Genomic DNA, 11926 nt, shown 5'->3' with positions numbered 1-11926 from the left:
CCCGGGTCGCGGCCGCCGTGCGCGCCACGGGTGACGCCCTGGCCCGGGCCGGTCGGGCCACGGCACGGGCCGTCCGCCGCGCCTCCCGGGCCGTGGTCGCATGGGTCCGACGCACCACCCCGGTCGTCGTCGCCTGGTTCCGCACGACCGGCACCACCGTCGCGACGCGCACCCGACCGGCCGCCCGCTCGACCTGGGACGGCGTGCGTCACGGCAGCCGGGCCACCGCGGCCGGTGCCGTCGTCGCCGCCCGGGCCACGGGGGCGACCGCACGACGCGCCTCCTCCGCCGCCGCAGCCAGGGCCCGTGAGAACGCGCGCAGCCTGGCGGACGCCCGCGCCGCCGCCCGACAGGCGGAGCACGACCGCGAACTGGCCCGCGAAGCGGCGCGCCTCGACTTCCTGACCTCGCGCCGCACCCCCGCCGCGCCAGCCACGTCGCCCACCGCCACGGTGGTCACCGCGGGGGCCACCCCCGCCGAGGCCGCGGTCGGCGAGCGCGAGTCCGCGCCGCTGTCGCACACCGCCTGACGGTCGGCCCGGTCGCTCGACTCACCTAGGCTCGCCGCATGCGCACACGCCTCGGACTCGTCGGACTCGTCGGCATCGCGCTGGTCGTGACGGGCTGCACGGGCGTCGACGCCGGGGCCGGTGAACGACCCGAGCGCGCCTCCACGTCCGCGGTGGTGGCCTCGGGGGCCGCGTCGGCCGACGGCGTCGTGCTGCCGCCCGAGGGTGCCCGCTTCGACTACCAACTGGGAGGCGCGTCGCCGGTCCCCGACGGAGCCACGGTCGTCGCCCGCGACAGCACCGACGACCCCGCCGCCGACGTCTACGGCATCTGCTACGTCAACGGGTTCCAGACCCAACCGGGCGTCGAGTGGCCGGACGAGCTGCTCGTGCGGACGACCGACGGCGAACCGCTGGTCGATCCCGGCTGGCCGGACGAGCACCTGTTCGACCTGTCCTCGGAGGCGAACCGGCAGGCCGTGGCGGAGCGCCAGGCGTCGACGATCGACGGCTGCGCCGCCTCGGGCTACCAGGCGGTCGAGTTCGACAACCTCGACTCGTGGACGCGGTCGGACGACGCCTTCGGTGAGGACGACGCGGTCGCCTTCGCGACGCTGCTCGTCGCACGGGCCCACGCGGCCGGGCTGGCCACGGCGCAGAAGAACACCGCCGACCTCGGCGCCCGGGGCCGCGACGAGGTCGGCTACGACTTCGCCGTCACCGAGGAGTGCGACCGCTACGACGAGTGCGGCGCCTTCACGGACGTCTACGGCGGGCTCGTGTTCGACGTCGAGTACACCGACGACCTGCGCGGCTCGGTCGCCGAGGTGTGCGCCCGCGTCACCGGGCTCGACCCGGCCCCCTCGACCATCGTGCGCGACCACGACCTCGTGCCGGCCGACGACCCGGCCCACGCCTACACGGCCTGCTGACCGGCGCCGGGCGGGCCTAGGCCTCGCGGGTGATCTCGACCGTGACGAAGAGCTCGCTGTTCGACGACCCCGCGTAGACCCCGCGCAGCGGCGGCACGTCGCGGTAGTCGCGGCCCTGGCCGACGACCACGTGCCGTTCGCCGATGTCGATCAGGTTGGTGGGGTCGTAGCCGTGCCAGGTGCCGCAGAAGAACTCGACCCAGGCGTGGGACTCGCCCGTGACGGTCTCGCGCAGCTCGGCCGAGGGCTTCGGGTGCAGGTAGCCGCTGACGTAGCGCGCCGGGATGCCCGCCGCCCGCAGCGCACCGACCGTGACGTGGGCGATGTCCTGGCAGACGCCGGCCCGGGCGGCCCACGACTCGGCGGCCGTGGTCTTCACGTTCGTGACGCCGGGCAGGTACCGGACCGCGCCTCCGACCGTCTCGCAGATCGCCATCGCGGCGGCGCACGGATCGGCGTGGGTCGCCCGAGCCTCGGTTCCGACGGCGGCCAGGTCGGCCGGAGGCGCGGTGAGGGGCGTCTGCTCGAGGTGTTCGACGAACGACGTGCTGGCCCCCGCGACCGCCGCCAGGTCGTCCCACGAGATCGTCTCGGACGGATGCGCCTGCGGCCGCACCTCGACGAGCGACGTCGCGGTCAGCGATAGCTGCCGGTGCGGCAGCAGCACCTCGAACGACGACACCCGCGTGCCCCAGTAGTCGACGTACTCGTGGGAGGCGGCGACCGGCTCGATGCGCAGGTGCGACGAGAGCACGAACTGGCCCTCGGTGTGCGCCGGCAGCATGCGCGCCTCGTTGTAGCTCGCGACGGCCTCGCCCTGGTACGAGAAGCCCGTGACGTGCCGGATGCGCAGGCGGCTCACGAGCGCTCCCCCACCCAGGTGGGCGCGGCGCTCGTCGGGAAGTACCGCTGCCTGATCGCCTCGGAGGCGGCGCTCGTCGCGGCCTGCACGGTGTCCATCTGCCCGGGCAGGTCGTCGAGGATGTCGCCGATCGGCCGGAACTCGAGCTCGCTGCGCATCTGCCCGAGGATGCGCACCCCGCTGTCGGAGGCCGCGACCCGGTGGGTCGTCGGCTCGACCTCGCGCAGACAGGCCTCGGCCCGGCTGATCGCGAAGAGCACGCTGCGCGGGAACAGCCGGTCGAGCAGGAGGAACTCGGCCGCGTTGCGGGCGCTCGGCACGCCGCGGTAGGTGCGCAGGTAGGCCTCGTACGCGCCGCACGACCGCAGGATCGTCGTCCACGACGGGCCCGACGCCTCGGTGAGCGTGCGGGTCGCGAGCAGGCGCGCGGTCATGTCGGCCCGCTCGATCGACCGGCCGAGGGTGAAGAACTGCCACACCTCGTCGCGGCTCGTCGCGCTCTCGATGATCCCGACGGCGAGCGCGCTGCGTTCGCGCACCCAGGCGAAGAACTCGTGCACCTTGTCGTCGGCGACCTTGCGCGGCATGCGGGCACGCGTCGTGTTGAGGCACTCCCACAGCTCGGTGGAGACGATCTCGCGGGCCCGGCGGGCGTTCTCGCGGGCGGCGCCGAGCGAGTAGGCGATCGACGCCGGGTTGTGCCGGTCGACCGCGAGCATCGACAGGACGTCGCTGCGGGCGAGATCGCCCTCGGGGGCGTCGCTGCCCATCACGGCGAGCAGGCTGCGACAGGCGACGTCCTCCTCGATCCAGGGGTCCTCGAGCAGCAGCTGCAGGTGCACGTCGAGGATGCGGGCCGTGCCGTCCGACCGCTCGATGTAGCGGCCGATCCAGAACAGGCTCTCGGCGATGCGGCTCAGCATGATGGCCCTTCGGTCGGGGTCGTTCCGTGGTCGGGAACGCGGGACGCAGGAGGCACGGGTCGGCTTCGTGACCCGGCCCGCCCCTCCTTCGTCTGTTGCTGTTGCGCCTGCTGGTCGTTGCGGGGGTCGTCCTGGGGCGCGTGGTCGGGACTGTGGTCGGCCGCCGAGGCCGCGGCCGCGGCGACCTGCTCGGGGGTGATGATCGGGAGCGACTGCGTCGGGGTCGTCTGCTCGGCGATCAGGGCGCTGACGTCGTGGCCGGCCCAGGCGTTGACGTCGCCGCCGACGATCCAGGTGTCCTTCGAGCCGCCGCCCTGGCTGCTGTTGACGACGAGCTGGCCCTCGGGCAGCGCGACCCGGGTCAGGCCGCCGGGCAGCACCCAGACGTCGTCGCCGTCGTGCACGGCGAAGGGCCGCAGGTCGGCGTGCCGGGGGCGGAGTCCGTCGTCGACCAGGGTCGGGATCGTGCTGAGCTGCACCACGGGTTGCGCGATCCAGCCGCGGGGGTCGCGTCGCAGCTGGGTGCGCAGGTCGTCGAGCTCGCGGCGGCTGGCCGCCGGGCCGACGACGAGGCCCTTGCCGCCCGAGCCGTCCACGGGCTTCACGACGAGCTCGTCGAGCCGGTCGAGCACCTCGTCGAGGGCCCCGGGGTCCTCGAGCCGCCAGGTGTGCACGTTCGGCAGCAGGGCGTCCTCGCCCAGGTAGTAGCGGATCAGTTCGGGCAGGTAGGTGTAGACGAGCTTGTCGTCGGCGACGCCGTTGCCCACCGCGTTCGCGATCGTCACCGTGCCGAGACGGGCGGCCATCAGGAGGCCCGGCGAGCCGAGCACGGAGTCGGCCCGGAACTGCAGCGGGTCGAGGAACTCGTCGTCGACGCGGCGGTAGATCACGTCCACGCGTTCGGGCCCGCCGGTGGTCCGCATGAAGACCCGGCCGCCGGAGCAGTAGAGGTCGCGGCCCTCGACCAGCTCGACGCCCATCAGGCGGGCCAGCAGCGTGTGCTCGTAGTAGGCCGAGTTGAACACCCCGGGGGTCAGCACGACGACGGTCGGTTCGTCGACTCCCGAGGGGGCGCTCTTCTTCAGGGCGGCGAGCAGCCGGTTGGGATAGTCGCCCACCGGCCGCACGCGCATCGAGACGAACAGCTCGGGCAGCGTCTGCGCCATGACGCGACGGTTCGAGATGACGTAGCTGACGCCGCTCGGCACGCGCACGTTGTCCTCGAGCACGCGCCAGGCTCCGGCCTCGTCCCGGACCAGGTCGATGCCGCTGACCTGGATGCGCACGCCGTTGGCCGGGTCGATGCCGCTCGCCTGCCGGTGGAAGTGGCTCGAGCTCGTGATGAGGCTCGCGGGGATGACCCCGTCGGCGATGGCGGTCTGCGGGCCGTAGACGTCGGCGAGGAACGCCTCGAGGGCCTTGACCCGCTGCTTGATGCCGCGCTCGACGGTGGTCCACTCGGCGTGCTCGACGACCCGGGGCACGGCGTCGAGCGGGAACGGCCGCTCCTCGCCGGCGAAGTCGAAGGTGACGCCCTGCGCCAGGTACGAGTCGGCCAGCGCCGCGGTGCGGCCGCGCAGGTCGTCCTGCGTCATGCCCTCGAGGGTCGCGTGGATCTCGTGGTACGCCCGACGGGGCGTGCCGTCGCGCTCGAACATCTCGTCCCACGCGGCGGCCGGCGGGCGGGCGCCGGTCGCCCGGGCCGCGGCACCCGTGGTGGTCGCGTATCCCTCGAAGAGCTCACCCATGGCTCGACGCTAGCCAGGGGGTGTTGCCGGGGTGTTTCGGTCGTGCGGCGGGGGTGTGTCGGGGTGGAGCCCGGCGAGGGAGGGGACAAAAGCGAACACCGGGAACTTCCCACCAATCCGATTTGTAACAGAGAACTCCCAGGAGGAATAGCGTCGCCCCCGAACGACAAGAACGTCCCACCGGGAGGACCACCACATGCGCTTCAAGTACCTCGTCATCGCCCTCATCGCCTTCCTCGCGTACACCTACGGCGCCAAGGCCGGGAAGGGCCGCTACAAGGAGATCAGCAACTTCTTCGGCTCGTTCTGGAACGACCCCAAGGTGAAGAAGGCGCGTGCCCAGGCCAAGAAGGACGTCACCAAGGCCCGCAAGGCCGCGGTGAAGAAGGCCCGCAAGGCCGCGCACTAGTCCTCTCGACCGCTGGGGCCCGAGAGGACGACCTTCTCACGGGCCTCTTCCCATGCGGTCGTCACCCAGACCCCGCTGACACGCACCCGACCCCGACCGTCTCAGCAGCACCCGCGCACTCCGCGCACCAACGAAAAGGACCACATCATGGGCTTCCTCGCCTTCATCCTCCTCGGCCTCATCGCCGGCGCCATCGCCAAGCTCATCCTCCCCGGCCGTCAGGGCGGCGGCTGGATCGCCACCCTGATCCTCGGTGTCATCGGCGCCCTCATCGGTGGCTGGATCGGCGGAGCCGTCTTCAACGTCGGCTACGACGGCTTCTTCAGCATCCAGAGCTGGATCATCGCGATCCTCGGTGCGCTCGTCGTCCTCGTCATCTGGGGCTTCATCACCGGCCGCAAGGGCAGCCGCGCGTAAGCAGCTCCCCCGCACCACGACAGAGCGGGCCGTCCCTCCGGGGGCGGCCCGCTCCGTCGTGCCCGGGGCGGGTGCGGGTGCCGTGGCGGGTGCGAGACTCGGGGCATGTGGACGCAGAACCGGCCCGACCCCGACGCCGAGGTGCCGGAGGCGGTGGTCACGGCCGCGCGCGGCGACGCCATCACCGCGGTGTGGCGCAACGAGGCCGGCGGCACCACCTACCGCCTGGGCGACGGCCCGACCCGGCGCTTCGCGAAGTGGGCCCCGCACGGCAGCGGCCTCGACCTGCACGCCGAGGAGATGCGGCTGCGGTGGGTCGTCGACTTCACCCCCGCCCCCCGCGTGCTCGAGATCGGCGGTGACGACGAGGGCGAGTACCTCGTCACGGCGGGCGTGCCCGGGCGCAGCGCCGCCGACCTGCTCCGGGCCGCGGACCCGGCGACCGCCGTGCGCGAGGCGGGACGGGGGCTGAGGCGACTGCACGACGCGTTGCCGGTCGACGAGTGCCCGTTCAGCTGGTCGGTGGACGACCGGATCGCGACCAGCGAGAAGGCGCGCGCCGCGCCTCCTGACCTCGGTGACCCGCCGCCCGTCGACCTCCTCGTCGTCTGCCACGGCGACCCGTGCGTGCCCAACACGCTGATCGGCGACGACGGCCTCTGGTCGGGGCACGTCGACTTCGACGCCCTCGGCGTCGCCGACCGCTGGGCCGACCTCGCGGTCGCGACGATGAGCCTCGGCTGGAACCACGGCCCCGGCTTCGAGCAGACCTTCCTCGACGCGTACGGCGTCGCCGACGACCCCGTCCGCACGGCGTACTACCGGGCGCTCTGGGCCGCGACATGAGCCGGATCGTGCTGCGTCGCGGGCCACGACGCCACGATGTGGGCACCGCGCCACGATTAAACATGGCGGCGTGACCACATCGTGGCGTCATGGAGCGCCCGGGTCGTCCAAGATGGTGCGGTGACCGACATCGAGACCACACGACGACACGACGGCAGCCGTGACGACATCAGCGGCGCCGTCGACGGCAGCCTCCGTCAGGACGTCAGCTACCTCGGCAGCCTGCTCGGCCGGGTGCTGCGCGAATCCGGCGGCGACGAACTCTTCCAGGCCGTCGAGGACGTCCGGGCCGCCGTCATCGCCGCCTACGAGGGAGCCGACGGCGCGAGCCTCGACGACGCCCAGCGCCTCGTCGACGCCCTCGACCAGGGGCTCGCCGAGCAGGTCGCCCGCGCCTTCACCTGCTACTTCCACCTCAGCAACCTCGCGGAAGAACACCACCGCGTCCGCGTGCTGCGCCGCCGCGGCAGCGAGGCGAGCGCCGCGGGCGACTCGGTCTCGGCCACGCTGCGCCAGCTCACCGAGGAGGTCGGGGCCGAGGAGGCCTCCAAGCGGCTCGACGCGCTGCGCTTCCACCCCGTGCTCACCGCGCACCCGACCGAGGCCCGCCGACGGGCGGTCGCGTCGAGCATCCGTCGGATCAGCGACCTGATGACCGACCGCGACCGGCTCGAGAACGACGTGGCCGTGGCCGAGGCCGAACGCCGCCTCCTCGAGGAGGTCGACACGCTCTGGCGCACCTCGCCGATCCGTACCACGCGGCCCACCCCGCTCGACGAGGTCCGCACGGCCATGAGCATCTTCGACCAGACGCTCTTCGAGATCGTGCCGCAGGTCTACCGCCTGCTCGACGACCGCCTGCTCGGGGACGCCGCCGGCCGCGAACCCGCCGTCGCCCCCGCCTTCATGCGCCTCGGCACCTGGATCGGCGGAGACCGCGACGGCAACCCGCACGTGACCGCCGAGGTCACCCGGGCCGCCGCCGACATCGCCGCCGAGCACGTGCTGCTGGGGCTGCACCGCGCGACCACCCGCATCGGCGGCACCCTGACCCTCGACGAGGCCGAGACCCCGGCCTCCGCCGAGCTGGTGTCCCTCGCGGAGGCGCAGCGCCGGATGGACGCGGACGTCGCGTCCCGCATCGGCGTGCGCTCGCCCCACGAGCTGCACCGCCGGGTGCTCATGTTCGTCGCGGCCCGCATCGACGCCACCCGTCGCGAAGGGGCCCCGCTCGCCTACGGCCACCCCGACGAGCTGCTCGCCGACCTGCGCGTCGTGCAGCAGTCGCTGCGCGCGGCCGGCGCCCACCGCAGCGCCAACGGCGACCTGCAGGGCCTCGTCTGGCAGGTCGAGACCTTCGGGTTCCACCTCGCCGAGCTCGAGGTGCGCCAGCACTCGCAGGTGCACCGCACGGCCCTCGCCGAGCTCCGGGCGGCCGATCCCGTGGCCGGCGGGGCGCAGGCGGCCGGCGGCGACGCCGGGTCCGACACCGCGCCTCCTGCACGCAGCGAGACGACCGACGAGGTGCTCGCGGTGTTCCGCACGATCGCCGGCCTGCAGAAGCGCTACGGCGTGCGGGCCGCGTCGCGCTACATCGTGTCGTTCACGCAGTCGTCGGCCGACCTGGCCACCGTCTACGAGCTCGCCGAGCGCGCGATGGGCGACGAGCCCGCGCCCGTGCTCGACGTGATCCCGCTGTTCGAGACGTTCGCCGACCTCGAGGCCAGCACGCGCATCCTCGACGAGGCCCTGCAGACCGAGGCGGTGCAGAAGCGCCTCGCGGCGACCGGTCGCCGCCTCGAGGTCATGCTGGGCTACTCGGACTCGTCGAAGGACGTCGGGCCCGTCTCGGCGACCTTCGCGCTCTACTCCGCCCAGGCCCGCATCGCCGACTGGGCCGCCGAGAACGACATCGAGCTGACGCTGTTCCACGGTCGCGGCGGCGCCCTCGGCCGCGGCGGCGGACCGGCGAACGAGGCCGTGCTGGCTCAGCCGCCGGCATCGGTCGACGGTCGCTTCAAGATCACCGAGCAGGGCGAGGTCATCTTCGCCCAGTACGGCAACAAGACCATCGCCGCCCGGCACGTCGAGCAGATGGCCGCGGCCACGTTGCTGGCCTCGAGCCCGTCGAACGAGCAGGCCAACGCGACGGCCGCCACCCGGTTCGCCGAGGTCGCCTCGACGATGGACGTCGCCTCACGCGAGGCGTTCTTCGGCCTCGTCAAGGCCGACGGCTTCGCCTCGTGGTTCGCGGCCGTCACGCCGATGGAGGAGGTCGGACTGCTCGCGCTGGGTTCCCGTCCCGCCCGTCGAGGCCTCTCGGTCGAGTCCCTCGAAGACCTCCGGGCGATCCCCTGGGTCTTCGCCTGGACGCAGGCCCGCATCAACCTCGCCGGCTGGTACGGCCTGGGGTCGGCCCTCGAGGCCGTGGGCGACCTCGACCTGCTCCGTGAGGCCTACGCGACCTGGCCGCTCTTCTCGGCCATGATCAAGAACGTCGAGATGTCGCTCGCCAAGACCGACGAGCACATCGCCCGCGAGTACCTGGCGCTGGCCGACCGCGACGACCTCGCCGGACGCGTCCTCGACGAGATGGCCCGCACGCGCAAGTGGGTGCTCGCGGTCAGCGGCCACGGCGAGGTGCTCGACGGCCGCCCGGTGCTCAGCCGCGCGGTGCGGCTGCGGTCGCCCTACGTCGACGCGCTCTCGCTGCTGCAGCTGCGCGCCCTGCGGGCGATCCGCGTCGCGGGCGGAGGCGACCCGGCGGACGCCGACCACCGCCTGCTGCTGCTGAGCGTCAACGGGATCGCCGCCGGGCTGCAGAACACGGGCTGACGCCCGGAGGCAGGACGCAGGAGGCGCGGGCGGGGTCGTCGACCCGGCCCGCGCCTCCTGCGTCCTGCGCCTGCGTCGGTCAGGCGAGCAGCTGCTCGCTGAGCGCCCAGAGGCGGTCGGACTGCTCGGGGTCGAGGGCGTAGTCCTTGACGCCGCGACCGCGGGCGTCCTCGCGGAACGGCTCGGCCTCGGCGACGTCCTCGAAGTAGCGGGCCCCGACGCCCTCGGCGAGGGGGTGGACGGCCACGAAGACCGACGTCGCGGCCCCCTGCTGCGTCGACTTGAACGCCGGGTTGGGGGTGCCGTCCTCGTCGATCCAGCCGCGGTCGAGCATCTCCTGCTTGGGCAGGTGGCGCTGCAGCGGCGTCATGATGCCGCCCGGGTGCACGGCGTTGGCCAGCACGCCGTCGTCGGCCCAGCGCTGCGTGACGCCGACCGCGAAGAGCGAGTTCGCGGTCTTCGACTGGCCGTAGGCCGACCACGGGTCGTACTCGCGACGCTCGAACATCACGTCGTCGAACACGACGGGCGAGAAGTGGTGGCCGGTCGAGCTGAGCGACACGAGTCGCGACGGGGTGCCCGAGGCCTGGGCGCCCTCGACCAGGGCTCCTCGGAGCGCGTTCGCGAGGGCGAAGTGACCGAGGTGGTTGTTGCTGAACTGGAGTTCCCACCCCTCGGGGGTGCGGGTCTCGGGCGTGGCCATGATGCCGGCGTTGTCGATGAGCACGTCGAGCGGGCCCTGCCACGCGTCGGCGAAGGCCTGCAGGGTGTCGCGCTTCTCGAGGTCGAGGATCGCGGCACGGACGGTGCCGCCGCCGTCGCCGGTGCTCTCGCGGATGTCGGCGACGGCCTGCTCTCCCTGTTCGGGGCGGCGCACGGCGAGGGTCACGTCGGCGCCGGCGGCGACGAGGGAGCGGGCGGTCTCGATGCCGATGCCGGACGCGGCGCCGGTCACGACGATGCGCCTGCCGGTCAGGTCGAGGCCGTCGACGACCTCGTCCGCGGTGGTGGCGGCGCTGAAGGGGGTGGTGATGCGAGTCATGGGGTCGACGCTACGCCCGGGCCCCGGGCGGGCGGTCAGGCCCCGGACGGGCGGTCGGACCCCGGACCGTCAGGCGGTTCGGCGGGCGCGACGGGTGCGGACGAGTGCCGCGGCGTAGAGGACGGCGGCGACCCAGTGACCGACGAGTCCGGCCCAGAGCACCACGAGGCCGATCGTGCGGGCGACGGCACCGGCGTCGGCGAGCGGGGCCGACGCCGCGCCTCCCGATCCGCCGAACTGGTCCACGACCGCGGCCGCGACCAGCACGAGCAGCAGCCCGACGAAGATGAGAGCGGTGCGGATCTTGCCGACCCACGTCACCGGGAACGAGGCCCCGGCCAGCACGAACAGGGCGTAGGCGCTCAGCAGCAGATCGGGCACGAGCAGCAGCGGCAACACCGGCCACGGCACGAGACCGCCCGCGACGAACGCGATGACGACCACGATCACGGTGATGCGGTCCGCCACCGGGTCGAGCCACCGGCCGAGCTCGGAGGTGGTGTTCGTCCGGCGGGCGATGAACCCGTCGAGGAAGTCGGTCACGAAGACGACCGCGATGACGACCATCGCCGACCAGTAGTGCTCACCCACGATCAACACGAGGAACACCGGCAGCAGCAACAGCCGGGCCGCCGAGATGGCGTTGGGCACGGTGCGCCATTCGTCCTGTCGGAACAGCTTGTCGACGAGCGTCACGGGGCCCCCTCTGCACGATCGCGCGGACCGTCGGTGCCGGTCGCACCGATCACACCCGAGGAGGCGCGGGTCGCGCCCCCGAGATCGCCTCGAGTCTACGGGTGCCCCGCTCCCGACCCGAGGACGCCTTCGCCGTCCGGCGGTGCCGTCACACGGTGCCGTCAGGCGGCGCCGCCAGACGGTGCCGTCAGGCGGTGCCGTAGAGGGCGACGGGCAGCTCCCGCGTGAAGATCTCGGCCGTCTTCGGGCCGACGCCCTTCAGGTCGGTGAGGCGGCGGGTCAGCTCGGCACGGTCGGCCGACGACCGCACGAGGTGGTTCACCGACCCCCAGTCGGAGTCGATGCGCCCCATGACCTCGTGCAGCTCGTCGCTCATCACGTGGTCGATGCGGGCGTAGCCGGCCTCGTCGAGCAGCCGGCGCAGCCCTTCGTGGTCGTGCTCGGCGAAGCGTGCGGGGCTCGTCAGCCCGTGGTCGACGAGCACCTGGTAGGTCTCGGCGGCCACGCTCTGCTGCACGGGCCGGCCGAACAACACGCTCGCGAGCAGCCAGCGGTACAGCTGCTGCGGCGAGCCCTCGCTCACGTCGATCCCGAGGTCGGACGGGTGCTTCACGTCGGTCATGCCGTCCTGTCTACGCCGGGTGCGCGGCGCGGGCGACGCGACCCGCGCCTCCTCGGCTCGCCGTGCGCCGGCGGCCGCGCGGACC

12 protein-coding genes are annotated in these 11926 nt (G+C 73.2%); 6 read left to right on the top strand and 6 right to left on the bottom strand.

Annotated elements, in window-relative coordinates:
- Together IFT36_RS12755 and IFT36_RS12750 are read left to right on the top strand one after the other, a co-directional pair.
- The coding region (locus IFT36_RS12755; RefSeq protein ID WP_374058397.1) for a hypothetical protein at nt 1-530 on the top strand (530 nt) is incomplete at its 5' end.
- A gap of 38 nt (nt 531-568) precedes the next feature.
- The gene (locus IFT36_RS12750; RefSeq protein WP_200413310.1) at nt 569-1441 is read left to right on the top strand and encodes an endo alpha-1,4 polygalactosaminidase; all 873 of its coding nucleotides are present in this window, start codon (nt 569-571) and stop codon (nt 1439-1441) included.
- A 16-nt stretch (nt 1442-1457) separates the two neighbouring features.
- Here IFT36_RS12750 and IFT36_RS12745 read toward each other — a convergent pair whose 3' ends face one another.
- Genes IFT36_RS12745 through IFT36_RS12735 form a run of 3 tightly spaced genes read right to left on the bottom strand, consistent with a single transcriptional unit; the run spans nt 1458 to nt 4974 of the window.
- Nucleotides 1458-2303: a transglutaminase family protein gene (locus IFT36_RS12745; protein WP_056049355.1), complete on the bottom strand. Its 846-nt coding sequence runs from the start codon at nt 2301-2303 to the stop codon at nt 1458-1460.
- A complete protein-coding gene (locus tag IFT36_RS12740; RefSeq protein WP_056049358.1) occupies nt 2300-3226 on the bottom strand; it encodes an alpha-E domain-containing protein in 927 nt (308 codons plus the stop codon). The genes IFT36_RS12745 and IFT36_RS12740 overlap by 4 nt, the downstream gene beginning before the upstream one ends.
- Nucleotides 3220-4974 carry a circularly permuted type 2 ATP-grasp protein gene (locus IFT36_RS12735; protein ID WP_200413309.1) on the bottom strand — a complete coding sequence of 585 codons (1755 nt, stop codon included), beginning with the start codon at nt 4972-4974 and terminating at the stop codon, nt 3220-3222. The genes IFT36_RS12740 and IFT36_RS12735 overlap by 7 nt, the downstream gene beginning before the upstream one ends.
- Before the next feature lie 196 nt (nt 4975-5170).
- Between IFT36_RS12735 and IFT36_RS12730 the strand changes: the two genes are divergently transcribed.
- The 4 genes from IFT36_RS12730 (at nt 5171) to IFT36_RS12715 (ending at nt 9481) form a co-directional block, all read left to right on the top strand.
- Complete coding sequence (locus IFT36_RS12730; protein WP_056049364.1) at nt 5171-5383, top strand: hypothetical protein; 213 nt, start codon at nt 5171-5173, stop codon at nt 5381-5383.
- Nucleotides 5384-5530: 147 nt separating this feature from the next.
- The gene (locus tag IFT36_RS12725; protein ID WP_043595797.1) at nt 5531-5800 is read left to right on the top strand and encodes a GlsB/YeaQ/YmgE family stress response membrane protein; all 270 of its coding nucleotides are present in this window, start codon (nt 5531-5533) and stop codon (nt 5798-5800) included.
- Between the two features lie 105 nt (nt 5801-5905).
- Nucleotides 5906-6646 carry an aminoglycoside 3'-phosphotransferase gene (locus tag IFT36_RS12720; protein WP_200413308.1) on the top strand — a complete coding sequence of 247 codons (741 nt, stop codon included), beginning with the start codon at nt 5906-5908 and terminating at the stop codon, nt 6644-6646.
- Nucleotides 6647-6766: 120 nt separating this feature from the next.
- Nucleotides 6767-9481, top strand: coding sequence for a phosphoenolpyruvate carboxylase (locus IFT36_RS12715; RefSeq protein WP_200413307.1), 2715 nt, complete (start codon nt 6767-6769; stop codon nt 9479-9481).
- 79 nt (nt 9482-9560) lie between these two features.
- Here IFT36_RS12715 and IFT36_RS12710 read toward each other — a convergent pair whose 3' ends face one another.
- From IFT36_RS12710 to IFT36_RS12700, 3 genes are all read right to left on the bottom strand, one after another.
- Nucleotides 9561-10523: an SDR family NAD(P)-dependent oxidoreductase gene (locus tag IFT36_RS12710; protein WP_123572107.1), complete on the bottom strand. Its 963-nt coding sequence runs from the start codon at nt 10521-10523 to the stop codon at nt 9561-9563.
- Nucleotides 10524-10592: 69 nt separating this feature from the next.
- A complete protein-coding gene (locus tag IFT36_RS12705) occupies nt 10593-11219 on the bottom strand; it encodes a CDP-alcohol phosphatidyltransferase family protein (RefSeq protein ID WP_200413306.1) in 627 nt (208 codons plus the stop codon).
- 187 nt (nt 11220-11406) lie between these two features.
- A partial coding sequence (locus tag IFT36_RS12700; RefSeq protein ID WP_207114403.1) for an HhH-GDP family DNA glycosylase occupies nt 11407-11926 on the bottom strand: 520 nt, incomplete at its 5' end.

It is taken from the genome of Frigoribacterium sp. CFBP 13605 (genome assembly GCF_014839405.1).
Lineage (GTDB): Bacteria > Actinomycetota > Actinomycetes > Actinomycetales > Microbacteriaceae > Frigoribacterium.
Note: the sequence above shows the minus strand (reverse complement) of the source record. Positions and strands in the feature narration are given on the sequence as shown.